The organism is Streptomyces sp. NPDC041191, from assembly GCF_055591945.1.
Genome location: NZ_JBVIZC010000003.1, coordinates 110,390 through 135,411 on the forward strand (window position 1 = coordinate 110,390; position 25,022 = coordinate 135,411).

Sequence of the window (25,022 nt, forward strand, 5' to 3'; positions counted from 1 at the left end):
GGGGTGCACGGCACCGGGAGTTCACCCGCGGTGTACCCGAACCATCCCCGGTGATCGGCCGCGGGTCGTCCGCCTCGGTGGTAATGGCGGTCGGCCCGTGCGTGACGACTCCACCTCCGGGCGTTCCCGCGCCGTACGACCCCTGGAGGACGCGTGCCCCCCGCCCCCGAGACCGCGCCCGCCGCCACCGGGGCCGAGACGAAGGCCGGGGGCGCGGGTGCGGCCGGGACCGGAGCGGAGGGCACCCGGCCCCCCTCCGGGACCCTCCGGCCCCGCCTCCGCCGACCGGAGTTCCGGGCCGCGACCGCCGCCGCCCTGCTCACCACCGTGCTGTTCTGCCTCGCCACCCGGCTCGCCCGCGCCCATCCCTTCGGCCCGACGACCAGGAACGTCGTCGACCTGGGCCAGCAATACCTGCCGTACCACACCTACTGGCGCGCCTTCCTGCGCGGCGAGACCCACGGGGACGCCCTCCTCGACTGGAACACCGGATTCGGCTCCAACTTCCTCGGCGACATCGGCACGTACCTGAGCAGCCCCTTCAGCCTCCTCGTCGTGTTCTTTCCGGCGGACCGCGTCGAACTCGCCCTGTACGCGGTCACCACCCTCAAGATCGCCGCCGCCGGGGCCGCCATGGCCCTGCTCCTCCTGCGGCTGCGTCCCGGCCCCTGGCCGGTCGCCGCCGTGCTCGGCACCGCGTACGCGCTCTCCGGCTGGACCCTCGACCACGGGTCCACGGTCCCGATGTGGCTCGACGGGCTCGTCGCCCTCCCGCTGCTCTGCCTGGCCGGGGAGTGGGCCCGCGCCGGCCGCAGGCCCGTCCTCGGGCCGCTCGTCGTCGCGCTGGCCTGGACCGCCAACTTCTACACCGCGTACATGGCGACCCTCGGCGCCGCCGTCGTCCTCGCCGTCCGGCTGCTCACCGCCGGGGAGCCCGCCACCGCGCGGCAGCGCCTCGCCGGCGCGGCGCGGGCCGTCCGGAGCGTCCTCATCGGCGTCGGGCTCGCCGCGCCGCTCGTCGTGGTCGTCTTCCTCGCCACCCGGGCCGCCGACCCCACCCCGGAGACCGTCTTCGCGCCCGCGGCCCCGGCGGACGTCCTCGCCCGCCTCCTGCCCGCCACCGCGAGCGTGGCCACCCCCGCGCTCTTCGTCGGCACCTCCGCCCTCGCCCTCGCCCTGACGCTGCCGTTCCACCGGGCCGTCGCCCCGCGCGTCCGGGCCGGCTGGACGACGGCGGCCGTCCTGGTGGCCCTCTCCCTCCAGTGGGAGCCCACCCACCTGCTCTGGCACGCGGGCGCCTCGCCCAACGGCATCCCGTACCGCCAGTCCTTCGTCCTGTGCGGCCTGCTGCTGATCGGCGCCTGGTTCTCGGCCGCCGCGGGAGTGCCCCGCCCGGCGGCGCTCCTCGCGGCCGGCGGCCTGCTCGGCGCCCTGGCGTGGGCGGCCCGGGGGAGCGCCGACATCGACCGGTGGACCTTCCCCGCCTTCGGCGCGGCCGCGCTCCTGGCGCTCGCCGCCGCCCTCGCCGCCCTGACGGCCGCCCGCTCCCGCCCCCGCGCCGCCCGCCTCCTCACCGCCCTGACCGTGGTCCTGCTCGTCGCCGCCCAGGCGGGCGAGGCGGTCGTCACCGGGAAGCGGGCCGAGGAACAGCGGCGGAACGAGGTCGCCTGGTCGCCCCGGATCGGCCCCTGGCACGAGGCCGTGGCGCGCGAGACGGCCCGCGCGGACGCCTGGCCCCGGTACCGCACGGAGCCCGGCGAGGTCCCCGGCGGCAACGACGCCCTGCTCGTCGGCGGACAGGGCGCCGACCACTACAGCAGCCTCACCGCCGACGTGACCTCCCGCACCCTCACCGGCCTGGGCTTCGGCCACTACGCCAAGGGCCGGCACCCCGTCACCCTCGACAACCCCGTGACCGACGCCCTCTTCTCCATCGGCACCCGGGTGCGCGCGAAACCCACGGAGCCGGTGCGGCGGGACGCCCCGCCCCGCGCCGCGGTCACCGCCACGACCGTCCCCGTACCGCCGCTGGTCACCGTCCGCCCGGCGCCGCGGCCCACGGGGCGGCCGGGGGACTCGGCCTTCGTCCGGCAGGGACGCCTGCTCGGCGCCCCCGTGTACGAGCTGCCCGCGCCCCGCCGCGCCGGACACGTCCTCACCGCCCGCTGCCCGGCCGGCTCCGACGTGTGGTTCTGGGCGCCCGAGTACCGGGGCACGGCGGCCCTCGCGGGGGAGGACCCCGTGGCGTTCGGGGGCGGACCGCCCGCCGTCAGCGCCGCCATGGGCGCCCTCGGAGCCGTGCCCGCCTCGGGAGAGGTGCGGATCGAACTGTCCCCGGAGGCCGGGCCGAAGCTGCCCCGGCAGCCCGTCGGCTGCCTGGTCCGCGCCCGTCTCGACGCCGCCGTGGAACGGCTCACCGCCACCGGTGCCACCCGGGTCCGCGCCACCGGACACACCGTCACGGCCGAACTCCCGCGAGGCAGTACGGGCATCGCCGTCCTCGCCGTCCCCCGCGTGCCCGGCTGGAGCTGCGCCGCCGGTGACGCGGACCTCCGCCCCGCGCGTACGTACGACGGGCTCGTCGCCGTCCCCCTCGACGGGCGGGCGGACACGGTCCGCTGCTCCTTCCGGCCCCCGGGCCTCCGCCTCGGCGCCGCCGTCGGGGCGGCCGCCCTCCTCGCCCTGGTCGCGACCGGGGCACCTCGCCGCCGGCGCGCCCGTGCGTGACGGACCCGCGGGGGGACGCGCCGTGCCGAGAGGGCGGGGAGAGTTCACCGGCCGTACACGCGCGGCTCGTTCGGCCGGGAAGGCGGAGCACTACCGTACGCGGCACCACGACGTTCGACCGTCCGATCCAGTGTGGGGAACCCGAGTGCCGAAACTGTCCGTCGTCGTACCGTTCCACAACGTCGGGGCGTACGCCTCCGACACCCTGCGCGGTCTCGCGAACAACGCGGACCCGGACTTCGAGTTCCTGCTGGTCGACGACTGCTCGACGGACGACACCCCGGAGATCCTCGACCGCTGGCGCGACCGCCTGCCGAACGCCACCGTCATCCGGCACGAGACCAACCGGGGCGTCGCCCAGGCGCGCAACACCGGGATCGACGCGGCGACCGGCGACCACCTCACCTTCCTCGACGGCGACGACTGGTACGCGCCCGGCCACCTGAAGGCCGCCGTGGCCGGAATCACCCGCCTGGGCTGCGACTTCGCCCGCACCGACCACGTCCTGGCGGAGGGCCGCAAGCGCCAGATCCGCTACGCACCCGCCAAGCGCCGGGACACCGTGATGGACCCCAGGGACGGCATCTCGCCGGCCGGCATGGTCACGATGGTGGACTACCCCTTCGTCCCCTTCGGCATCTACGGCCGGCACCTCTTCGAGAACGGCGCGTCCCGCTTCGAGACGACCCTGCGGACCGCCGAGGACCGCCTCTGGATCTGGCGGCTCCACCTGAGGGCCCGCACCTTCGCGGCGCTCTCCCTGCACGGCGTCTTCTACCGGCGGGGGGTCGCCACCTCGCTCACCCAGATCACCGACCACCGGCAACTGGACTTCATCCCCTCCTACGACCTCCTGCTGGACGAGGTCTCCCGGGACGCCGACGCGGACCGCTTCCTGCCGAAGGCGGTCCGCACGTACTGCGCGATGATCGCCTTCCACGTCGGCAAGGCCGGCGCGTACGAACCCGCCGTCGCCGAACGGCTGCGCGCGGACGTCCGCGACGCGCTGCGCCGCATGCCCCAGCGGGTCCTGGACGAGACCCTGGCCACCATGGACACCCCGCGCGCCACCCTCCTGCGGAGCCTGCGCGAGACCGGAAGGACCGCCTGACCCATGGCCCCCGAGAAGGACGCCACGACGGACGCCGACACCCGTCCGGTCCAGATCTTCCAGGTGTCCACCCTCTACGGCGCCGCCACCCTGGCCGCCGCCCTCGACGCCGGGCTCTTCGGTCCCCGTGCGGACGCCCGCCGGCTCCTGCTGGTCTCGCACAACGCCGAGATCCCGGAGACCGCGCCGCGCCTGCGGGACATGACCGGGTACGGGCGGATCGCCACCCGCTTCGACGGCACCCTCGACTGGAACGCGACGATCCACCCGTACCACCCCGCCGCCTGGGCCCCCCGTCCCGAGGAGGCCCCGCTCTGGCAGCGCGTGCTGCGCACCGCCTGGGGCCTCGGCACGGCGCCGGTCGAACTGGCCGTCGAGTCCATCCAGGTCAACCCCGCGAAGGCACTGGCCGTCGCCTTCCCCGAGAGCTCCCTGCACGTCTACGCGGACGGCCTGATGAGCTACGGCCCCACCCGCAACGACCTCGCGCAGTCGGTCGCCTGCCGCGTCCGGAGGGTCCTCCACCCCGACCTGGTCCCGGGCCTGCGGCCCCTCCTCCTGAGCGAGTACGGGGTCGGGTCCGAACCGGTCCCCGACGACGCCTTCCGCGCGGTCCTCGCCGAGATCGCCGGGGAGGCCGCCGACGACCCCCTGATCGCGCGGGCGGCGGCCACCGGGCCCACGGCCCTCCTGCTCGGCCAGTACCTCGCGGCCCTGAACCTCCTCACCGCCGAGGAGGAGGAGAACCTGCACGTACGGATGCTGCGCGGAGCCGCCGCCGCCGGACACCGCTCGGTCGTCTTCAAACCGCACCCGTCCGCACCCGCCCGCTACTCCCGGACCCTGGAGGAGGAGGCGGAGCGCTCCGGCGTCCGCCTGACGGTCCTCGACGGGCCGCTGCTCGCCGAGACCTTCTACGAGCGGTGCCGGCCCCGGCTCGTCGTCGGCTGCTTCTCCACGGCGATGCTCACCGCCGCCGTCCACTACGGCGTGCCCGTCGCCCGCGTGGGCACGGCCGAGGTCCTGGAACGGCTCACCCCCTACGAGAACAGCAACCGCGTCCCGCTCACCCTCGTCGACCACCTCGTCGCCGACCTGGAACGGGGCGAGGAGCCCGCCGTCCCCGGCCCGGCCCCCGCCTCGCTCGCGCCCCTGGTCCGGGCCGTCGGCTACTGCATGCGCCACAAGAGCCACCCGGAGCTCCGGGAGGAGGCCGCCCGCTTCCTGGCCGCCCACCACGACGACCCCGGCACCGCCCACCACTTCACCACCGAACGGCTGACCCTGCTCGGCCTGCCGGGCGGAGCGCGGACCCCGGGCGGCGCGCCCCGGCCGCTCCGGAGCCTCCTGCGGGGCCGCCGGGGCTGATCCCGGGCCCCTCGCACCACCGGCCCGGCCGGGTCAGCGCCCGGAGGACCCGGCCAGGGTGAAGACCGCCCCCTCCGGGTCCGCCACCACGGCGACCCGCCCCGCCGGGCCGTCGTGCGGCGGGCGCAGGACCCGGCCGCCCAGCTCCACGACGAGCCGGGCGGCCGCGTCCGCGTCGGCGACCTCGAAGTACGTCATCCAGTGCGGGCCCCGGTCCCGGGGCAGGCCCTCGCCGACGCCGTGCAGGGAGGCCACCGGGATCCCCTCCACGTGCAGCGCCGCGTAGTCCTGCCCGGTGGAGGGGACGGGCTCCACCTCGAAGCCGAAGACCGCCCGGTAGAACTCCCCGGCCGAGGAGGTCTCGTACGTGAGGAGCTCGTTCCACACCGGGGTCCCCGGCCCCGCCGTCGCCGTGCCGTGGTGCGCCTCCGCCTGCCAGACGCCGAAGACCGCGCCCGTCGGGTCGGAGCAGATCGCCAGGCGACCCGCCTCGGCCGCGTCCAGCGGGCCCACCGCGACGGTGCCGCCGCAGCAGCGGATGCTCTCGGCGGTCTCGTCGGCGTCCTCGGTGGCCAGATAGGGGGTCCAGGCGATGCGCAGGCGCCGGTCGTCCGGCAGTCGGCCGATGCCCGCCACCTCCCTGTCGCCGAGCAGGGCGCGGACGTACGGGCCGAGCTGCTCGGGGCCGGGCACGAACTCCCAGCCGAAGAGCGCGTGGTAGAACTCCTGCGTGGCGTCAAGCCCGTGCACCATCAGGCTCACCCAGCAGGGCGTGCCGGGGGTGCGCCGAGTCGCCTCGGTCATCGTCACCCTCTCCTCGGACCATCGTCGTGGCCGTGTGCCCGTCCGGCGGTGGCACCGGCGGGGACGCGGCGGACCCCGGCCGCACCACGCGGTGGCGCGATCCCGGGGGCGAGGCGCCGGGTCCGTCCCCCGCGGCCGTGCGGCTGCGCGAGTATGGCACCCATGAACCCCATCATCTCCGCAAGCGAACTGCTCAGCGAGTCGGCGGGACCCCGGCCGCCGGTCCTCCTGGACGTCCGGTGGGCGCTCGGGGGCCCGCCCGGACGGCCCGCCTACGAGGCCGGCCACCTGCCCGGAGCGGTCTACGTCGACCTGGACACGGAGCTGGCGGGCCCGCCCGGGAACGGCGGACGCCACCCCCTGCCCGACCCGGAGGTCTTCGGCGCCGCGATGCGCCGCGCGGGTGTCTCGGCGGACCGGCCGGTCGTCGCGTACGACGGCGGTTCCGGCTGGGGCGCGGCCCGCGCCTGGTGGCTGCTCCGCTGGACGGGCCACCCGGACGCGCGGGTCCTGGACGGGGGCCTCGCGGCCTGGACGGGCGGCCTCACGACGGAGGTCCCCGCCCCGGAGCCGGGCGATTTCCGGCCACGGCCGGGCGCACTCGGGCTGCTGGACGCCGACGGCGCGGCGGCACTGGCCGGCACGGGGCTGCTCCTGGACGCGCGGGCGGCCGAGCGCTACCGGGGGGACGTCGAGCCGATCGACCGGGTCGGCGGGCACATCCCGGGCGCCGTCTCCGCCCCGACGACCGGGAACGTCGACGCCGAGGGGCTGTTCCTGGCGGCCGACGTCCTGCGGGAGCGGTTCACCGCGCTGGGCGCGACCGGGGGGACCCCGGTCGGGGTGTACTGCGGCTCGGGCGTCTCCGGCGCCCACGAGGTGCTCGCCCTGGAGGTCGCGGGCATCCCGGCCGCCCTCTACGCGGGCTCCTGGTCGGAGTGGTCCGCCGACCCGTCCCGCCCGGTGGCCACGGGTCCGGACCCCCGGTAGCGCGCGCGGCACCGGTCCGGACGCCCGTACGGGGCCCGCGCCGTGACCGCGGCGCGGGCCCCGTACGGAGGCGCGCGAAGGTCAGTCCTGCTTCTTCCTGCGCGTGCCGAACACGATCTCGTCCCAGCTGGGCACCGCCGCGCGGCGGCCCGGACGGACGCCGTCGGCCTCGGCCTGGCGGTCCGTGGTGCCGGTGAGCCGGTCGCGGTGGCCCGACACCGCGCGCGGCATCAGCACGTCGGCGTACGCGGCGCCCGCCCCCGCCGAGGCGGCGGGTGCCGGCGGCTCCTCCGCCGCGGGCTCCTCCGCGTGCTCCGAGGAGTCCGGCTGCTCGGGCACGACCATGTCGCCGCGGAAGCTCGGCACGGCCTCCAGGAGGCTCGTCAGGGAGTCCCGCTCGTCCTCCGGCTCGACGGGCGCGGGCGTCCGTTCCAGCTGGTGGCGGTCGAGCTGGCGGTCCAGGGCGCGGTCGAGGGGCCGGTCCCGGGGCAGCCGGGCGATGCGCGGCACGAACGGGAAGCTGGGTTCGGGCGCGGCGGCGATCGTGTCGTCCGTCTCGCCGATCAGGGCCCGTGCCTCGTCGTCCACGGCCTGGACGAGCCGCCGGGGCGGGTCGTACGTCCAGCTGGCCGTGTGGACCTCGCCCGCGACCCGGTAGACGAGCAGCACCTCCCAGGTGCCGTCGTCCCGGCGCCAGGAGTCCCACTGCACGGTGTCCTTCTCGGCCCCGCGCAGCAGCAGCCGCTCCTGCACCGCCTCGCCGAGCTGGGGGCCGCTGTTCTCCCCGGGCCTGCGGACCGGGGTCTTGCGGGCCCGCTCCGCCATGAAGGCGCGCTCGGCGAGCACGGGCCCCTCAAAGCGGCGCACGCGGTCGACGGGGATGCCGGCGAGCTGGGCGACCTCCTCGGCGGAGGCACCGGCCCTTATGCGCGCCTGGATGTCACGCGGGCGGAGGTGGCTCTCCACCTCGATCTCGATCTGGCCGAGGCGCGCACGGTCGTTGCGCACGGCGGCGCGCAGCCGCTCGTCGATCGGAAGTGTGTACTCCGTGCTGTCAGCAGCCTTCAGCACCAGTCGTGTGCCGTCGTTGGAGACGGCCACGACACGCAGTTCGGGCATGGGTACCTCCCGGGTGGTGCCTGCCGACGTCACGTGCGTCGCTGCTTCCGCTAGTCGAGTGTGGCCTGCCCGGGTGCAGCCTGCCACTACTTGCCGAGTTGCCCGGCGTGTCGGGCGTGGACCCCGGAACGCCGTGGTGTCACGGTTGCCCGATCGCTACGGCCAGTGACTGGCGGTCACTCTGTGCAGCCGGTTCCCGTGTGATGCCGAAACGCCGCCGGTGCGGGCGCCGTCCCCGGCTCCCGCCCCGTGATCCGGGGCACCCGTGAGGGCGTCCGGACCCAGGGTTCGCCAATGTACTCCATTCGGGCCACCTGGGTGGACAGGCGCGCCGCCCAATGTGTCGGGCAGTACGGGAGTTGACTCCCCGCGCCCCTCCTCCGCACGTGTCGCTCTTCACAGAAAGGGTGGAAACGGAACTATTCCCCTCTCCCATTTGTCCCTTCTGGGTGCAGAGCACTCAATGAGTCGGCAGGGGTTGGAGATGGGGCAGAGGCCGAGGACCGGCACGGACGAGCCAGAGGAGGCGGAGGGGACGAAGGCGACGAAGGTGACGGAGGCGGCGGAGAGGACGGAGCCGGCCGGGAAGGCGGAGGGGAGCGGCAGGAGGAAGATCGACCTGAGCATGGCCCAGGTCTCGGGCAGCGCCCTGGCCGCGGTCGTCGCCGCCAAACTGGCCTCGACCCTCGGCGTGTACGGCACGATCGTCGGGGCCGGCGTGATCAGCGTCATCGCCACCTGCGGCGGCCCGTTCTTCCAGTACGCCCTGCGGCGCACGGGCGAACAGGTCCGCGACGTGACCACGGCGGCCCGGCCGAAGGCGCGCCGCATCCGGCTCGTGACCACGACCTCGCCCGACGGGGACGACCGGACCCTGCTGCTCCGCACGGTCCCGGCGCCCGGCGCGGAGACGCCCGGCGGGGAGACGCCCGGCGGGGAGGACTTCGGGGAGGCGACCACCCACGGCACCCGCGTCCGGGGCTGGAGGCGCCCGGTGGTCGCCGCCGCCCTGGTCTTCGGCGTCACCATGGGCGGCATCACCACCTACGAGCTGGTCGCCGGAGAGGACTTCGGCGGCAGGCAGGGCGCCACCACCTTCGGCTCCGCCGTCCGCGGCGACGGCGGTACGGGGAAGAAGGCGCCGGCCCCGGGCGGGGAGACCACGCCCGCGCCGTCCGGGACGGGCGACGGCACCGGGCGGCCGGAGGACGGGGGCGCGAGCTCCGCGCCGGGCACCGTCCCGACTCCGGGCGGCGGCGGGTCCGGGCAGCCGGACCCCGGGCGGAGCGGAACCGGCTCCCCGTCGGCGGAGCCGTCCCCCTCCGGGTCCACCGGGAGCGGGACGACGCCCCCGCCGGAACCGACCGGCCCCACGACGGGACCGACCGCCCCGACCGGGGAGCCGTCCACCGGGACGGGACCGTCCGGGGCCCCGGCGCCCCCGTCGCCCCCGGAGACCCGGGCCCCGGCCGGTCCCGGGACCGGGACGGAGCCCGGGGACGAATGAGGAACGGCCGCCCCGCACGCGCGGGGCGGCCGTTCCCGTCAGTCGCCGAGGACGCGCCGCAGGTAGTCGTTGGTGAACAGGCGGTCCGGATCGAGCCGGTCGCGCAGCGCCGTGAACTCGGCGAAGCGCGGATAGACCCCGGAGAGGTACGCGGCGTCCCGGGTGTGGATCTTGCCCCAGTGCGGGCGGCCCCCGTGCGCCGTCATGATGCGCTCCACCGCGGTGAAGTACGCCCGGTGGGGCGTCCCCCGGTAGAGGTGGACGGCGACGTAGGCGGTCTCCCGCCCGGAAGCCGTGGAGAGCGCGATGTCGTCGGCCGGGGCCGTGCGCACCTCCACCGGGAAGCTGATCTTGAGCGGTGACCGCTCGATCATCGCCTTCAGCTCGCGCAGCGCGGCGACGGCCGCCTCGCGCGGCAGCGCGTACTCCATCTCCATGAAGCGCACCCGGCGCGGCGAGGTGAAGACCTTGTAGGGGATGTCGGTGTACGTACGGGCCGACAGGGCCCGGCTGGCGATCCTGGCGAGCGGGGGGACGACCGGCGGCACCGCCCGGCCCAGCGAACAGGCGAGCTGGAAGACCCCGTTCGACAGGAGTTCGTCGTCGACCCAGCCGCTGATCCGTCCGGGGGGAGCGGCGGGGCCCGCGCTGCGGTTGTTGCGCTTGGTGCTGCAGTTCTCCGTGTGGGGGAACCAGTAGAACTCGAAGTGCTCGTTCTCCGCGTGCAGCGCGTCGAACTCCGAGGTGACCCGGTCGAAGGACATCGGCTCCTCGCGCGCGGTGAGCAGGAAGACCGGCTCCACCGCGAAGGTGATCGCGGTGATCACGCCGAGGGCGCCGAGCCCGATCCGGGCGGCCGCGAAGACCGCGCGCTCCTCGTCGTTCCCCTCCGCCGAGCAGGTGAGCAGCCGCCCGTCCGCGGTCACCATTTCGAGACCGCGGATCTGCGCGGCTATCGACGCCGACTCGCGACCCGTGCCGTGCGTGCCGGTGGAGACGGCGCCGGCGACGGTCTGCTCCATGATGTCGCCCATGTTCGTGAGCGACAGGCCCTCCCGGGCCAGCGCCACGTTGAGCCGCTTCAGCGTCGTGCCCGACTCGACCGTCACGGTCATCGCCTCGCGGTCGATCCGCCGGATCCCGCTCAGCAGTCCCGGCCTGATCAGCACGCCGTCGGTGGCCGCGATCGAGGTGAAGGAGTGGCCGGTGCCGACCGTCTTCACCCGCAGCCCGTCCTCGGCCGCCCGGCGCACCGTCTCGGCGAGCTCCTCGGCCGAGGCCGGGTTCGCCTCCCGGACCGGACGGGAGGTGACGTTCCCCGCCCAGTTACGCCACGGACCGCTCGCCGTCCTGCTGTTCCCCGGCCCCGCTGTTGTCGTCCCGTTCACGCTGCCCCTCCCGGTTCGGCGCCGGCCTGCGCAGCCGGCGGTGTCCGAGGAGACCCACCGCGACCGCGGCGGCGCCCGCGACGACGGGCACCACGTACCCCGTCTCGGCGCCCGCCGCGTCGACCACCCAGCCGGCGGCGGAGGAGCCGAGCGCCACGCCGACCGCGAGCCCGGTACTCGTCCAGGTCATGCCCTCGGTCAGTGCGGTGCGCGGTACGTGCGCTTCGACGAGGGCCATCGTGGTCACCATGGTGGGCGCGATGGAGAGGCCCGCGACGAAGAGCGCCACGGCCAGCAACGGCAGGTTCCCGGCCAGTAGGAGGGGGATCATACTCACGGCCATCGCGCAGACGCCCAGCAGCCACCTGCGGGACGGCTCCCCTTTCAGGTGGAGCAGGCCGAAGACGGCTCCGGCCAGGCAGGAACCCAGGGCGTAGACGGCCAGGACGAGACTGGCGGCGCCCGGCCGCCCCCGCTCCTCGGCGAAGGCCACGGTCACCACGTCCACCGAGCCGAAGACGGCGCCGGTGGCGACGAAGGCGAGGACCAGGACCTGGAGGCCGGGGGAGCGGAGCGGGGAGCCGCGCCGTTCCCCGCTCCGCCGGGGGTGGGGCCGGGGTTCCGTGGCGCGCTGCGCGGTCAGCCAGAAGACGCCGACGGCGAGGAACGCCCCGGCGAACAGCGGGCCCGCCTCGGGGAACCAGTTCGTGGACAGGCCGATGGAGACGATCGGGCCGAAGATGAAGCACACCTCGTCGACGATCGACTCCCAGGCGTACGCCGTGTGCAGGTGCCTGCTTCCGCCCCGGTGGATCTCGGCCCAGCGGGCCCGGACCATCGCGCCGACGCTGGGCACGCAGCCGATCACGGCCGTGAACGCGAAGAGCGTCCAGACCGGCGCGTCCCGCTGCACGCAGAGGAGGAGGCCGGCGGCCCCGGCGAGCGACACCAGCGTCACCGGCCGGAGCACCCTGCGCTGCCCGTGCCGGTCGACCAGGCGGGAGACCAGCGGGCCGAGGACCGCGGCCGACATCGCGAGCGTCGCCGCGAGCGCGCCGGCGAGCCCGTACGCGCCGGTGACCTGCGAGATCATGGTGACGATGCCGATGCCCATCATCGACAGGGGCATCCGTCCGAGGAAGCCGGCGACGGAGAACGCGGCGGCTCCGGGCGCCGCGAAGATCGCGCGATAGGGACTGGCCAAGGGGACTCCGTACGTGCCGCGGAGCCGGGTCCCGCGCGACGGCACGACCCGTGGGACGCCGGCACCGACAGGTGTAATTAATAGCTAAAGCCTACAGTGTTGAAGTTGCGGGGTGCCCCCTTTTTCCCGGTCGGCTACCCCGCCCGACGGCCCCCCGGACGGGCCGGGCCCCCTCCGGCGCAAGCGGGTGGCAGGATCGGTGCCATGTCCGATCAGCACGATCCCGCCCCGTACGACGCCCTGCTGCTGCTCTCCTTCGGCGGCCCCGAGGGGCCGGACGACGTGGTCCCGTTCCTGGAGAACGTGACGCGCGGCCGCGGCATCCCGAAGGAACGCCTCAAGGAGGTGGGGCAGCACTACTTCCTCTTCGGCGGCGTCTCCCCGATCAACGACCAGAACCGCGCGCTCCTCGACGCGCTGCGGCAGGACTTCACGGAGTCCGGGCTCGACCTCCCGGTCTACTGGGGGAACCGCAACTGGGCGCCCTACCTCACCGACACCCTCCGGGAGATGGTCACCGACGGCCGGCGCCACATCGCCGTCCTCGCCACCAGCGCCTACGCCTCCTACTCCGGCTGCCGCCAGTACCGCGAGAACCTCGCCGACGCGCTCGCCGCCCTGGAGGCGGAGGGGCTCCCGCTGCCCCGGGTCGACAAGCTCCGGCACTACTTCAACCACCCCGGCTTCGTGGAACCCATGGTCGAGGGCGTCCTCGCCTCCCTCGCCGAGCTGGACCCCGCCGTCCGGGACGGCGCCCACCTCGCCTTCACCACCCACTCCATCCCCGAGTCCGCCGCCGACACCTCGGGGCCGGCCACCGGGCACGGCGGGGGCGGGGCCTACGTGCGCCAGCACCTCGACGTGGCGCGGGTGATCGCCGACGCCGTCCGCGAGCGGACCGGCACCGACCGGCCCTGGAAGCTCGTCTACCAGTCCCGCAGCGGCGCCCCCCACATCCCGTGGCTGGAGCCCGACATCTGCGACCACCTGGAGGAGCTGCGCGCCGCCGGGGCCCCCGCCGCCGTCATGGTCCCGATCGGCTTCGTCTCCGACCACATGGAGGTCCTGTACGACCTCGACACCGAGGCCACCGCCAAGGCCGCCGAACTGGGCCTGCCCGTCCGCCGTTCGGCCACCGTCGGCGCCGACCCGCGCTTCGCCGCCGCCGTCCGCGACCTGGTCCTGGAGCGGGCCGCCGCGGAACGGGGGGCCCGGCCGGAGCGGTGCGCCCTGGGCGCGCTCGGCCCCTCCCACGACCTGTGCCCGGTCGGCTGCTGCCCGGCCAGGACGGAGCGGCCCGCGGCGGCCGGCGCCGACAGCCCGTACGCGTAGGAAGAAGCCCGTGGCCGGCCCGCGCGGAGGAAGAGCCGCCGTGCCCGGCCCGTACGCGCGAGAAGACCTGCCGTGACCGCCCCGCACGCGCAGAAGATCCGTGACCGACCGCACGCGCAAGGAGACCCCCGTGACCGATCCGGCAGAGCACCTCCTCACCGAGCTGCACGACCTCGCCCTGGAAGCGGCGCGACGCGCCGGAGCGCTGCTGCGCGACGGCCGGCCCGGCGACCTGGCCGTGGCGAGGACCAAGAGCAGTCCCATCGACGTGGTCACCGAGATGGACATCGCCGCCGAGAAGCTGATCACCGGCTTCCTCGCCGAGCACCGCCCGCAGGACGGCTTCCTCGGCGAGGAGGGCGCGTCGAGCCCCGGCACGAGCGGGATCCGCTGGGTCATCGACCCGCTCGACGGCACCGTGAACTACCTGTACGGCCTGCCGACCTGGGCCGTCTCGATCGCCGCCGAGCGGGACGGCGAGACCGTCGTCGGCGTGGTCGAGGCGCCGATGCGCGGCGAGACGTACCACGCGGTCCTCGGCCGCGGAGCGCACGCCGGGGACCGGCCCCTCGCCGTCCGCCCCGCGCCCCCGTTCGACCAGGCCCTGCTCGGCACCGGCTTCGGCTACCTCAGGAACCGGCGCGAGCGGCAGGCCGAGGTCGTCCGGCAGCTGATCCCCCGCGTCCGCGACATCCGGCGCGGCGGCTCGGCGGCCGTCGACCTCTGCGACGTCGCCGCGGGACGCCTCGACGCCTACTACGAGCGCGGCCTCAACCCCTGGGACCTCGCGGCGGGCGCGCTCGTCGCCCGCGAGGCGGGGGCGCTGACGGGCGGCCGCCCGGGGGAGCCGGAGTCGGGCGAACTGACGGTCGCGGCTTCCCCCGGGCTCTTCGGGCCCCTCCAGGAACTCCTGGAGGAACTGGGGGCCTGGCACGACTGACCGGGACCGGGACGCGCGAGGGCCCCGGAGCCGGGGGACGGCTCCGGGGCCCTCGCGCGGCCTCACGGGGCCGCGGGCGGTACGGGTCAGGCGGTCGGCGCGGCCACCTCCACCCCGTGCTCGGCGGCCAGGCGGTGCAGGTCCTCCAGCTCCGCCTGCTCCACCTCCACCAGGTAGTCGTCGCCCGTCTCACGCGCCCGCGTGAGGTCCGTCTGCGTGGTCCTGATGCGGTGCAGCAGGCCGGCGGTGAAAGCGTCCATCGTGCGCCCCCTCGTCGTGGGTCGGCTGGCACGGGGGTGTGCCGAGGGTGGGTCGGATCACACCCTGTGGCCCCTGGGGACAGGGAGCGTCGGGTGGCGTGCCACATACAGGGCGTGATCGCGGGGTGTGCAGTCGTCCTCCCCAGCCCTTTCCTCAGAGAAACCTCAACCGGCCCGGAAATCGGGCGGACTCCCGGAGCGCCCCCGATGCCCGGTCCGGCCCCCGCCCACGGGCCCGCGGACCGTCCCGGGGGGCGCCGACCGCCGCCTTACAGCCGGTTTACGCGCGTACGGGGCAGGATGGGACACCCACAGTCAGCACACTCAGGTCCGGCCGGCACCCCTCCGGCCGCGGCCCCACGGGAAGGATGTACGACGTGCGCGTACTCGTCGTCGAGGACGAGCAGCTGCTCGCCGATGCGGTGGCCACCGGACTGCGCCGGGAGGCCATGGCCGTCGACGTCGTGTACGACGGCGCGGCGGCCCTGGAGCGGGTGGGGGTCAACGACTACGACGTCGTCGTCCTCGACCGCGACCTCCCGCTCGTGCACGGCGACGACGTCTGCCGCAGGATCGTCGAACTCGGCGTGCCCACCCGTGTCCTGATGCTCACCGCCTCCGGCGACGTCAGCGACCGCGTGGAGGGGCTCGAACTCGGCGCGGACGACTACCTGCCCAAGCCCTTCGCCTTCACCGAGCTCACCGCGCGCGTGCGCGCCCTCGGCCGCCGTACGACCGTGCCCCTCCCGCCCGTCCTGGAGCGCGCCGGCATCAGGCTCGACCCGAACCGCCGCGAGGTCTTCCGCGAGGGCAGGGAGGTCCAGCTCGCGCCGAAGGAGTTCGCCGTCCTGGAGGTCCTCATGCGCAGCGAGGGCGCCGTGGTCTCGGCCGAGCAGCTCCTGGAGAAGGCGTGGGACGAGAACACCGACCCCTTCACCAACGTGGTGCGCGTCACCGTCATGACCCTGCGCCGCAAGCTCGGCGAGCCGCCCGTCATCGTCACCGTGCCCGGCTCCGGGTACCGGATCTGACCCGATGGCCACCACTCCCGCGCCGCACCCCCAGGCGCCCCCCAAGCCGACCTGGGACCCCAGGGACCCGGTCCGCCCGCTCCTGCGCCCCACCATCCGGATACGGCTCACCCTGCTGTACGGCGGGATGTTCCTGATCGCGGGCATCCTGCTGCTCTCGATCATCTACCTGTTCACCGCGCAGGCCCTCAGCGACAGCGCGGCCCATCTGCCCTTCAAGATCGTCAAGGGCGAGGTCCAGCCCACCACCTCGTGGTGCGACCTGCCCGACACGGGCACCGGCGAGCAGTTCAACGACGCGGTGTCCGTCTGCCTCCAGCACCAGAGCGACCGGGCCCTGGACGACCTGCTGCGCCGTTCGCTCTTCGCCCTGCTCGGTCTGAGCATCATCGCCTTCGCCTTCGGCTACGCCATGGCGGGACGGGTGCTCTCCCCGCTCGGCCGGATCACCCGCACCGCCCGCCAGGTGGCCGGTTCGGACCTGTCCCGGCGGATCGAGCTGGACGGCCCGGACGACGAGCTGAAGGAGCTCGCCGACACCTTCGACGAGATGCTGGAGCGGCTGGAACGGGCCTTCACCGCCCAGCAGCGGTTCGTCGCGAACGCCTCGCACGAGCTGCGGACCCCGCTCGCGATCAACCGCACCCTCCTGGAGGTGCACCTCTCGGACCCCGGGGCGCCCGTGGAGCTCCAGCAGCTCGGCAAGACCCTGCTCGCCACCAACGAGCGCAGTGAACAGCTCGTCGAGGGTCTGCTCCTGCTGGCCCGCAGCGACAACGAGATCGTCGAGCGCAAACCCGTCGACCTCGCCGAGGTCGCCGAACGGGGCGTCGACCAGGTGCGCGCCGAGGCCGAGGCCAAGGGCGTCGAGATCCGCGGGGAGCGCGCGCCCGCCGTCGTCCAGGGCAACGGCGTCCTGCTCGAACGGATCATGCTGAACCTGCTCCAGAACGCCGTGCGGTACAACGTGCCGGAGGGCGGCTGGGTGGAGGTCACCACCGGGACCCTGCACGGCCAGGCGGTCCTGGTCGTGTCGAACACGGGCCCCGTGGTCCCCGCGTACGAGACCGACAACCTCTTCGAGCCGTTCCGGCGGCTCCGGCAGGAGCGGACCGGCAGCGACAAGGGGGTCGGCCTCGGCCTGTCGATCGCGCGGTCCGTGGCCCGGGCCCACGGAGGCCGTATCATCGCGGAGCCCCGCGCGGGCGGCGGTCTCGTGATGCGCGTCACCCTGCCGATCTGACAGACTGCGCGACCCGACCCGTTCTGTTCGCTTTGCGCGGAATTCCGTCCCCCCGGTCCTGAGACGCCCGTGTGTGATCGATCACAGGCCGGGGTGGGTGGTTCTCCACTCTCCGTGACCGGGAAACCCCTCGGAAAACCAGGAAAAGTACGGGTTTCCGGGCCCCGGTATGACGGGAAGTACACGGGGTGGCGCCTGTGAGGAACGCCCGAAGGACCGTGTACGGTCCGCATCGCCACCCGAAGCCGATCACTCGCGAGAAGGCGCGACGGGTGTCGATTGAGTAACAGACCTTGATGTGAGGCAAAATCTCCGCCTCAGGTCGGGCACAAGTCCGACCTCTCACGCGTTACGTGCGCTGGAGACACCGCAACCACCCAGAGGGGGAGAGCGACATGGCAACGGATTACGACACCCCACGCAAGACCGACGACGACGTCGACTCGGACAGCCTTGAAGAACTGAAGGCCCGCCGGAACGACAAGTCGACCTCGACCGTCGACGTCGACGAGTTCGAGGCCGCAGAGGGCCTGGAGCTTCCCGGCGCCGACCTCTCGAACGAGGAGCTGGCCGTCCGGGTCCTGCCCAAGCAGGCCGACGAGTTCACCTGCATGAGCTGCTTCCTCGTGCACCACCGCAGCCAGCTGGCCAAGGAGAAGAACGGTCAGCCCATCTGCCGCGACTGCGACTGAGAAGGACCGGCCGTGGCAGGCGACACACCGTCCCGGAAGCGGCGTTCGTGGCTCCCCGGGAGCCCGCGGACGCACAAGGGCGACCCGGGCCCGGCGGAGGGTGCCCAGAAGGCCCCCGAAGCCGAGCCCACCGCCTCCCTGCCCCCTCTCGGCGCACGTGACGACGAGCGGGGCCTGCCGGCCTCGCTCGAGGCGGCCACCGGGCCGGAGCGGGTACCCCTTCCCGCGGAACGGGAGGCGGGACGGGACGACGGGACCGTCGAAGTCCGACAGGACGGTCTTCCCGACGCCGACCGCCCGGCCGTCCCCGCCCGGGGCCGTTTCGACCGGTTCAAGGTCGATTCCCGCCGGATCGACGCCGTCCGGCGCGGCGTCGCGTACGGAGTGAAGCGCGGCGGAGACGGCGCCAGGGCCGGCATCGGCCACCTGGCCGACCGGCTGATCGACCTCGCCCCGCGGATTCCCGTCCGCGACCTGGCGACCCTCCGCGCCCAGTTCCCCGGGCTCGGTCCCGAGGAGCTCGCCGACAAGCTCGTCGCCGGCGCGGCGCACGCGAGCTCGACCGTGGGAGCCGGTGTCGGCGCCGCCGCCATGCTCCCCGTCCCCCCGGCCCTGCCGGCCGAACTGGCGGCCGAGATCACCGGCGTCGCCGCCGTGGAACTCAAACTCATCGCCGAACTGCACGAGGTGTACGGCCTGCGGCCCCCCGGCCGGCTTCCCCAGCGTTCGACGGCCTACCTGTCCTCCTGGGCCGAGGAACGGGGCGTCGACCCCACCCGGCCCACCACCGTCAACGCGGCGCTCGGCGGACAGCTCAAACGCGAACTGCGCCAGCAGATCATGAAGCGGATGGTGCGCAACCTGCCGAACCTCATGCCGTTCATGGTGGGCGCCGCCGTCGGCGCCGTCATGAACCGCCGCGACACCAGGAAGCTCGCCGCGCGCGTCCGCGAGGACCTGCGCCGCCGCCAGGTCCCCTGGGACGCCCTCCGCGAGCTGCCCGCCCTCGACCGGCCCGCCGACCCCGGGAGACCGGGCTCCTAGGGCGGGCCCGGACCCTGGAACGGCGGCCCGGGGGAAACCGTCCCTCAGTAGTCCCCGGCGCCGTCCCGCACGGCGTCCAGTGCCGCCACCAGGGCCTCCGGCTCACGGCTGGAGAGGTACACGTACGGCGTGGGGTCCGCCGGGTCCGTCACCTCGATCCGTACCGCCCGGGGCACGTAGCCGCGCATCAGCATGAAGGCGCGCGTGTCCGCCTTGTACGTGCGCCAGGCGCGCGCCTCCTCCGCGTCCAGCACCTCGGCCGCCCCCAGGGCGGAGACCGGGATCCGGGCGTCGCCCGCCACCAGCGAACCGGCCACCACCCGGACGCGGGCGGAGCCGTACGAGGAGACCGCGATCCCGGCGAGCACCGTCGCCGCGATCAGGCCGCCCAGCATCGGGACCGTGCCCAGCGGGAACATGATCAGACCGCCGGACAGGCCGAGCAGGCCCGCGATCGCCCACCAGGAGCGGGGAGCCGTCAGCCGTTCGTCGAAGAGCGGCGCGGCCGGGGCGGCGGAGGGCTCGGGGGAGGAGGCCGGGGACGGTACGGAAGGCTGCATGCGTCCAAGCTTGGCACGGCGCGTCCCGCCCCCGCCCGCGCGGGTGGGGGCCGTGTGCGGCGTCCGCGCCGCCATCGCGTCCGGTCCGCCCGCGCGGGCGGGCCCGTGTTCTTCCGGGGGGCCGACCGCCGCCCGCACCGCGTCCGCCCGCGCGGGTAAGGTCTGCGCCTGTGACTGCAACATCTGCCGCCCTCACCCCGCCCGCCGACGCCGTACCGCCGGTACGCCACCCCGACGCGCCGGCTCCCGGCGAGCTCCTCGGTTCGCACTACGGCCACTGCTTCGGATGCGGCGGCGGACAGCCCCACGGCCTCCACCTGGAGTCGCGGGCGGGCGAGGGCGTGACCGTCACCGCCGAGTTCACGGTGACCCCCGACCACCAGGGTGCCCCCGGCCTCGCGCACGGCGGCGTCCTCGCCACCGCCCTCGACGAGACCCTCGGCTCCCTCAACTGGCTGCTGCGGGTCATCGCCGTGACCGGACGCCTGGAGACCGACTTCCTCCTGCCCGTGCCGGTCGGCACCGTGCTCCACCTGGAGGCCGCCGTCACCGCCGTGCACGGCCGCAAGCTCTACTCGACCGCCGTCGGCCGGATCGGCGGGCCGGAGGGCCCCGTCGCCGTCCGCGCCGACGGCCTCTTCATCGAGGTCAAGGTCGACCACTTCATCGACAACGGCCGGCCGGAGGAGATCCGGGCCGCCATGTCCGACCCCGACCAGACCAGGCGCGCCCGCGCCTTCGAGGTGAACCCCTGATGCGCAACCCCGTGGACGTACTGATCCGGCGCGTGGACCCCGAGGTCCCGCTCCCGGCCTACGGGCACCCCGGCGACGCGGGCGCCGACCTCGTGACCACGGAGGCCGCCGTACTGGCCCCCGGCGAGCGCGCCGTACTCCCCACCGGGATCTCCCTCGCCCTCCCCGACGGGTACGCGGCCTTCGTGCATCCGCGCTCCGGACTCGCGGCCCGCTGCGGAGTGGCGCTCGTGAATGCCCCGGGGACGGTGGATGCCGGGTACCGTGGAGAGATCAAGGTGATCGTGGTCAACCTCGACCCGCGCGAAAGCGTGCGGTTCGAGCGGTTCGACCGGATTGCCCAACTCGTCGTCCAGCAGGTCGAGAAGGTGCGCTTCCACGAGGTGGCGGAGCTTCCCGGCTCGGCGCGGGCCGAGGGGGGCTTCGGGTCCACCGGCGGTCACACCGCCGTGGACGGCACAACGGGTGGGAATCGATACGCTTCGGCCGTATCCGACCGGGAAGGACAGTGACGTGTTCGGACGTCGCAAGAAGAGCGGTGCCGCCGAGGACGCGGCGAGCGAGGCCGAGCAGGTCGTCGACGCGGTGGAGGACGACGAGGACGCGGCCGGTGCGCCGCGCCGCGTGAACCTCCCGCCGGCGCCCCGGCCCGACGGGCCCTGGGACATCTCCGAGGTCACCACGCCCGAGGAGGGCCGCGTGGACCTCGGAGGGATCTTCGTGCCCGGTGTCGAGGGCATGGAACTCCGGGTGGAAGTGGCGGGAGACGCGATCGTCGCGGCCACCGTCGTGCTGCGCGACAGCGCCGTACAGCTCCAGGCGTTCGCCGCCCCCAAGAACGAGGGCATCTGGGGCGAGGTCCGCGACGAGATCGCCACGGGCATCATCCAGCAGGGCGGCGTCATCGACGAGGTCGAGGGGCCGCTGGGCTGGGAGCTGCGCGCGCAGGTCCCCGTACAGCTGCCGGACGGCAACCGCGGTGTGCAGCTCGTCCGCTTCGTGGGCGTCGACGGCCCCCGCTGGTTCCTGCGCGGAGTGATCTCCGGGCAGGGCGCGGTCCAGCCCGAGGCGGCCGGGCTCCTGGAGCAGATCGTCCGCGACACCGTGGTGGTCCGCGGCGACGCCCCCATGGCCCCGCGCGACCCGATCGTCCTCAAGCTGCCGAACGACGCCCAGATGGTGCCGGACGGCGTTCAGCAGGAGGAGCAGGAGGGCTCCCGCTTCTCCGGCGGCATGGGCCAGCTCCAGCGCGGCCCGGAGATCTCCGAGATCCGCTGACCCCTCCGGCCGCGGCGCGCTCCGGGACCTCCGCGCGCCCCGGCGGGACGCACCGCGCCGCCTTCCGGCGCGGAGGAGAACGAGCGGTGGGCCGCTCCCCGTACCGCGCGTACGGGGAGCGGCCCACCGGCCGTCGTCCCGGGCCCTTCACCCGCCTCCCGGGCCCTCCACCTGCCGTCTCCCGTCGGCCGTTCTTCCCGTCGTCCCGGTTTTCCACAGGCCCGGCCCTCCGGCTCTGGCCCTCGGGCCCGGCGGCGGACCATACTGGCGAGCGCACATGTTCGAGGAGGGGGAACACCGGGTGAGTGAGAGCAGCACGAGGTCCGCGACGGCCGTCATCGAGGACCCGGCCGGACCTCCCATGGTCCGCGTCGAGAACCTGCGCCGCTCGTACGGCACGGGCGAGGCCGCGGTGCACGCCCTGCGCGGCGTCTCCTTCGACATCCCGCGCGGCCAGCTCGTCGCGCTCAAGGGCCGCTCGGGCTCCGGCAAGACGACCCTGCTCAACCTCGTGGGCGGCCTCGACTCCGCCGACGGCGGCCGGATCGTCATCGACGGCACCGACCTCTCCACGCTCGGCGAGAGCGGCCTCCTGGAGCTGCGCCGCGACCGGATCGGTTTCATCTTCCAGTCCTTCGGCCTGCTCCCGATCCTCTCCGCCGCCGAGAACGTGGGCGTCCCCCTGCGGCTGCGCAAGGCGGACCCGAAGGAGCGCGAGGAGCGCGTGGCCCTGCTGCTCGGCCTGGTGGGCCTCGCCGACCACGCGGCCCAGCGGCCCGGCGAACTCTCCGGCGGCCAGCAGCAGCGGGTCGCCATCGCCCGCGCCCTGGCCAACAAGCCGGCCCTGCTGATAGCCGACGAGCCGACGGGCCAGCTGGACGCGGAGACCGGGCTCGCCGTCATGCAGCTCCTGCGCGCGGTGGTCCGCAGCGAGGGCTGCACGGCCCTGGTCGCCACCCACGACCCCCAGCTCCTGGGGCTCGCGGACCGGGTCCTGGAGCTGCGGGACGGCGAGATCGCCGAGCACTGACGGGGAACCGGCGCGGGACCGGGGGAGCACCGGGGCCTGGCGGCCCCGGCCCGGCCGGCCGGACGTAGGGTCGAGCCATGGGACGCGGCACACTACGCATCTACCTCGGCGCTGCGCCGGGCGTCGGCAAGACCTACGCGATGCTCTCCGAGGGCCACCGCCGGGTGGAGCGCGGCACGGACTGCGTGGTGGCGTGCGTGGAGCACCACGGACGGCCGCGCACGGAAGCGGTGCTGCGCGGCCTGGAGCGGGTCCCGCCCCGCACCGCGGAGCACCGGGGGACCGTCCTCGCCGAGATGGACGTCGACGCCGTCCTGGCCCGCCGCCCCGCCGTCGCCCTCGTCGACGAGCTGGCCCACACGAACGCCCCCGGCTCCCGGAACCCCAAGCGGTGGCAGGACGTCGCCGAACTGCTCGCGGCCGGCATCGACGTCGTCTCGACCGTCAACATCCAGCACCTGGAGTCGCTCGGCGACGTGGTCGAGGCGATCACCGGCGTACGGCAGCGGGAGACCGTCCCCGACGAGGTCGTGCGCCGGGCGGACCAGATCGAACTGGTCGACATGAGCCCGGAGGCCCTGCGGCGCCGGATGGCCCACGGCAACATCCACACCCCCGACGAGGTCGACGCGGCCCTCTCCAACTACTTCCGTCCCGGCAACCTCACCGCCCTGCGCGAGCTGGCCCTGCTCTGGACCGCCGACCGGGTCGACGAGTACCTCCGGCGGTACCGGGGCGAGCACAACATCCGCTCCACCTGGCAGGCCAGGGAACGCATCGTCGTCGGCCTCACCGGCGGCCCCGAGGGACGCACCCTCATACGCCGGGCCACCCGGCTCGCCGAGAAGGGCGCAGGCGGCGAGGTCCTCGCCGTCTACATCGCCCGCAGCGACGGACTCACCGCGGCCTCCCCGAAGGAGCTGGCCGTCCAGCGCACCCTCGTCGAGGACCTCGGGGGCACGTTCCACCACGTCATAGGCGACGACGTCCCCTCCGCGCTCCTGGAGTTCGCCCGCGGGGTCAACGCCACCCAGATCGTCCTCGGCTCCAGCCGCCGCCGGACCTGGCAGTACATCCTCGGCCCCGGAGTCGGCCAGACCGTGGCCCGCGACTCCGGACCCGACCTGGACGTCCACATCGTCACCCACGGCGAGGTCGCCAAGGGGCGCGGCCTGCCGGTCGCGCGCGGCGCCCGCCTCGGCCGCTCCCGGACCCTCGCCGCCTGGGCGGTCGGCGTCGCGGGGCCCGGCTGTCTCGCCCTGCTGCTCACCCATGTCGACGCCGACCTCGGGCTCGCCAACGACATGCTGCTCTTCCTCGCCCTGACCGTGGCCGCCGCGCTGCTCGGCGGCTTCCTGCCGGCGCTCGCCTCGGCCGCCGCCGGGTCGCTCCTCCTCAACTGGTTCTTCACCCCGCCCGTCCACCGGCTCACCGTCGCCGACCCCAAGAACATCGTCGCCATCGCCGTCTTCCTCGGCGTCGCGATGTCGGTCGCCTCCGTGGTGGACCTGGCCGCCCGCCGCACCCACCAGGCCGCCCGGCTCCGCGCGGAGGCCGAGGTGCTCTCGTACCTCGCGGGCAGCGTGCTGCGCGGCGAGACCAGCCTGGACGCCCTCCTCGAACGCGTCCGCGAGACCTTCTCCATGGAGTCGGTGGCCCTCCTGGAGCGCGAGAACGAGGTGGAGCCGTGGACGCCCGCCGCCAGCGTCGGCCCCCACCCGGCGGCCCGGCCGGAGGAGGCCGACGTGGACATGCCGGTCGGGGACCACCTGGCGCTCGCCCTGTCCGGCCGGGTGCTGCCCGCCGAGGACCGGCGGGTGCTCGGCGCCTTCGCCGCCCAGGCCGCCGTCGTGCTCGACCGCCAGCGGCTCGTCGGCGAGGCGGAGGAGGCGCGGAAACTGGCCGAGGGCACCAAGATCCGCACCTCCCTGCTCGCCGCCGTCAGCCACGATCTGCGGACCCCGCTCGCGAGCATCAAGGCGTCCGTCTCCTCCCTCCGCTCCGACGACGTCGAATGGTCCGAGCGGGACCGGGCCGAACTCCTGGAGGGCATCGAGGACGGGGCCGACCGCCTCGACCTCCTCGTCGGCAACCTCCTCGACATGTCCCGTCTCCAGACCGGCACCGTCAGGCCCCTCATGCGCGTCGTCGACCTCGACGAAGTCGTCCCCATGGCCCTGGGGGGAGTGCCGGACGGCAGCGCCTGGCTCGACATACCCGAGACCCTGCCCATGGTCGAGGTCGACAAGGGCCTCCTGGAACGGGCCGTCGCCAACATCGTGGAGAACGCCGTGAAGTACAGCCCCGAGGGCGTGCCCGTCGCCGTCGCCGCCAGCGCCCTGGGGGACAGGGTCGAACTGCGGGTGGTGGACCGCGGGCCCGGCGTTCCCGACGAGGCCAAGGACGGGATCTTCGAGCCCTTCCAGCGCCTCGGCGACGCCCCGCGCGGCTCCGGCGTCGGCCTCGGCCTCGCGGTGGCCCGCGGCTTCGTGGAGGCGATGGGCGGGACGCTCGACGCCGAGGACACTCCCGGCGGCGGCCTCACCATGGTGCTCACCCTCCGCGCCGCGCCGGGCGGCCCCCCGGTGCCGGCCGGGGACCCGGCGGCCGGTGCCGCGACCTGAACCGGGCCCCGTCCC

At 74.7% G+C, this 25,022-nt stretch carries 22 protein-coding genes; 16 read left to right on the forward strand and 6 right to left on the reverse strand.

Translation table 11 applies throughout. From position 1 onward, the window contains the following. Positions 1 to 153 precede the first annotated feature (153 nt). From ACZ6AQ_RS06470 to ACZ6AQ_RS06480, 3 genes are all read left to right on the forward strand, one after another. On the forward strand, positions 154 to 2,727 hold the full coding sequence (locus tag ACZ6AQ_RS06470; RefSeq protein ID WP_468757955.1) for a YfhO family protein: 2,574 nt from the start codon (positions 154 to 156) through the stop codon (positions 2,725 to 2,727). A 145-nt stretch (positions 2,728 to 2,872) separates the two neighbouring features. After that, the gene (locus ACZ6AQ_RS06475) at positions 2,873 to 3,838 is read left to right on the forward strand and encodes a glycosyltransferase family 2 protein (RefSeq protein ID WP_468757957.1); all 966 of its coding nucleotides are present in this window, start codon (positions 2,873 to 2,875) and stop codon (positions 3,836 to 3,838) included. Positions 3,839 to 3,841: 3 nt separating this feature from the next. Further along, positions 3,842 to 5,206, forward strand: coding sequence for a polysialyltransferase family glycosyltransferase (locus tag ACZ6AQ_RS06480; protein ID WP_468757958.1), 1,365 nt, complete (start codon positions 3,842 to 3,844; stop codon positions 5,204 to 5,206). Between the two features lie 33 nt (positions 5,207 to 5,239). On the opposite strand, the gene ACZ6AQ_RS06485 is transcribed toward ACZ6AQ_RS06480, so the two are convergent. After that, a complete protein-coding gene (locus ACZ6AQ_RS06485) occupies positions 5,240 to 6,010 on the reverse strand; it encodes a VOC family protein (RefSeq protein WP_468757960.1) in 771 nt (256 codons plus the stop codon). A gap of 162 nt (positions 6,011 to 6,172) precedes the next feature. On the opposite strand from ACZ6AQ_RS06485, the gene ACZ6AQ_RS06490 reads away from it, so the two are divergent. Continuing rightward, positions 6,173 to 7,000: a sulfurtransferase gene (locus ACZ6AQ_RS06490; RefSeq protein ID WP_468757962.1), complete on the forward strand. Its 828-nt coding sequence runs from the start codon at positions 6,173 to 6,175 to the stop codon at positions 6,998 to 7,000. An 81-nt stretch (positions 7,001 to 7,081) separates the two neighbouring features. Here ACZ6AQ_RS06490 and sepH read toward each other — a convergent pair whose 3' ends face one another. After that, positions 7,082 to 8,152: a septation protein SepH gene (gene sepH / locus ACZ6AQ_RS06495; protein ID WP_388694169.1), complete on the reverse strand. Its 1,071-nt coding sequence runs from the start codon at positions 8,150 to 8,152 to the stop codon at positions 7,082 to 7,084. 451 nt (positions 8,153 to 8,603) lie between these two features. On the opposite strand from sepH, the gene ACZ6AQ_RS06500 reads away from it, so the two are divergent. After that, complete coding sequence (locus ACZ6AQ_RS06500) at positions 8,604 to 9,626, forward strand: hypothetical protein (protein ID WP_468757964.1); 1,023 nt, start codon at positions 8,604 to 8,606, stop codon at positions 9,624 to 9,626. 38 nt (positions 9,627 to 9,664) lie between these two features. Here the strand turns inward: ACZ6AQ_RS06500 and ACZ6AQ_RS06505 are convergent, their stop codons facing one another. Together ACZ6AQ_RS06505 and ACZ6AQ_RS06510 are read right to left on the reverse strand one after the other, a co-directional pair. Next, positions 9,665 to 11,014: a D-arabinono-1,4-lactone oxidase gene (locus tag ACZ6AQ_RS06505; RefSeq protein ID WP_468757965.1), complete on the reverse strand. Its 1,350-nt coding sequence runs from the start codon at positions 11,012 to 11,014 to the stop codon at positions 9,665 to 9,667. Next, complete coding sequence (locus ACZ6AQ_RS06510; RefSeq protein WP_468757967.1) at positions 10,953 to 12,218, reverse strand: MFS transporter; 1,266 nt, start codon at positions 12,216 to 12,218, stop codon at positions 10,953 to 10,955. Before ACZ6AQ_RS06510 ends, ACZ6AQ_RS06505 begins: the two co-directional genes overlap by 62 nt. Before the next feature lie 204 nt (positions 12,219 to 12,422). Here ACZ6AQ_RS06510 and ACZ6AQ_RS06515 point away from each other — a divergent pair, with 204 nt between their 5' ends. Beyond that, complete coding sequence (locus ACZ6AQ_RS06515) at positions 12,423 to 13,550, forward strand: ferrochelatase (RefSeq protein WP_388694156.1); 1,128 nt, start codon at positions 12,423 to 12,425, stop codon at positions 13,548 to 13,550. A gap of 130 nt (positions 13,551 to 13,680) precedes the next feature. After that, entirely contained in the window at positions 13,681 to 14,490 is an 810-nt protein-coding gene (locus tag ACZ6AQ_RS06520) for an inositol monophosphatase family protein (RefSeq protein WP_468757969.1), read from the forward strand. A gap of 86 nt (positions 14,491 to 14,576) precedes the next feature. Here the strand turns inward: ACZ6AQ_RS06520 and ACZ6AQ_RS06525 are convergent, their stop codons facing one another. Further along, positions 14,577 to 14,750: a hypothetical protein gene (locus ACZ6AQ_RS06525; RefSeq protein WP_468757971.1), complete on the reverse strand. Its 174-nt coding sequence runs from the start codon at positions 14,748 to 14,750 to the stop codon at positions 14,577 to 14,579. Positions 14,751 to 15,127: 377 nt separating this feature from the next. Here ACZ6AQ_RS06525 and ACZ6AQ_RS06530 point away from each other — a divergent pair, with 377 nt between their 5' ends. The 4 genes from ACZ6AQ_RS06530 to ACZ6AQ_RS06545 all read left to right on the forward strand — a co-directional run bounded on the left by ACZ6AQ_RS06530 (position 15,128) and on the right by ACZ6AQ_RS06545 (position 18,760). Then, on the forward strand, positions 15,128 to 15,781 hold the full coding sequence (locus ACZ6AQ_RS06530; protein ID WP_468757972.1) for a response regulator transcription factor: 654 nt from the start codon (positions 15,128 to 15,130) through the stop codon (positions 15,779 to 15,781). Between the two features lie 4 nt (positions 15,782 to 15,785). Further along, on the forward strand, positions 15,786 to 17,024 hold the full coding sequence (locus tag ACZ6AQ_RS06535; protein WP_468757973.1) for a sensor histidine kinase: 1,239 nt from the start codon (positions 15,786 to 15,788) through the stop codon (positions 17,022 to 17,024). A gap of 395 nt (positions 17,025 to 17,419) precedes the next feature. After that, on the forward strand, positions 17,420 to 17,716 hold the full coding sequence (locus ACZ6AQ_RS06540; RefSeq protein ID WP_468757975.1) for a DUF4193 domain-containing protein: 297 nt from the start codon (positions 17,420 to 17,422) through the stop codon (positions 17,714 to 17,716). Between the two features lie 12 nt (positions 17,717 to 17,728). Beyond that, positions 17,729 to 18,760, forward strand: a complete 1,032-nt coding sequence (locus tag ACZ6AQ_RS06545) for a hypothetical protein (RefSeq protein WP_468757976.1) — start codon at positions 17,729 to 17,731, stop codon at positions 18,758 to 18,760. A 44-nt stretch (positions 18,761 to 18,804) separates the two neighbouring features. Here ACZ6AQ_RS06545 and ACZ6AQ_RS06550 read toward each other — a convergent pair whose 3' ends face one another. After that, on the reverse strand, positions 18,805 to 19,320 hold the full coding sequence (locus tag ACZ6AQ_RS06550; RefSeq protein WP_468757977.1) for a DUF3093 domain-containing protein: 516 nt from the start codon (positions 19,318 to 19,320) through the stop codon (positions 18,805 to 18,807). A gap of 170 nt (positions 19,321 to 19,490) precedes the next feature. On the opposite strand from ACZ6AQ_RS06550, the gene ACZ6AQ_RS06555 reads away from it, so the two are divergent. From ACZ6AQ_RS06555 to ACZ6AQ_RS06575, 5 genes are all read left to right on the forward strand, one after another. Further along, positions 19,491 to 20,075, forward strand: a complete 585-nt coding sequence (locus ACZ6AQ_RS06555) for a PaaI family thioesterase (protein WP_468757979.1) — start codon at positions 19,491 to 19,493, stop codon at positions 20,073 to 20,075. Next, the gene (dut, locus tag ACZ6AQ_RS06560; RefSeq protein WP_388694136.1) at positions 20,075 to 20,587 is read left to right on the forward strand and encodes a dUTP diphosphatase; all 513 of its coding nucleotides are present in this window, start codon (positions 20,075 to 20,077) and stop codon (positions 20,585 to 20,587) included. The genes ACZ6AQ_RS06555 and dut overlap by 1 nt, the downstream gene beginning before the upstream one ends. A 1-nt stretch (position 20,588) precedes the next feature. Then, on the forward strand, positions 20,589 to 21,353 hold the full coding sequence (locus ACZ6AQ_RS06565) for a DUF3710 domain-containing protein (RefSeq protein WP_388694134.1): 765 nt from the start codon (positions 20,589 to 20,591) through the stop codon (positions 21,351 to 21,353). Between the two features lie 361 nt (positions 21,354 to 21,714). After that, positions 21,715 to 22,383: an ABC transporter ATP-binding protein gene (locus tag ACZ6AQ_RS06570; protein ID WP_468758555.1), complete on the forward strand. Its 669-nt coding sequence runs from the start codon at positions 21,715 to 21,717 to the stop codon at positions 22,381 to 22,383. 77 nt (positions 22,384 to 22,460) lie between these two features. Next, a complete protein-coding gene (locus tag ACZ6AQ_RS06575; RefSeq protein WP_468757981.1) occupies positions 22,461 to 25,007 on the forward strand; it encodes a DUF4118 domain-containing protein in 2,547 nt (848 codons plus the stop codon). The last annotated feature ends 15 nt before the right edge of the window (positions 25,008 to 25,022 follow it).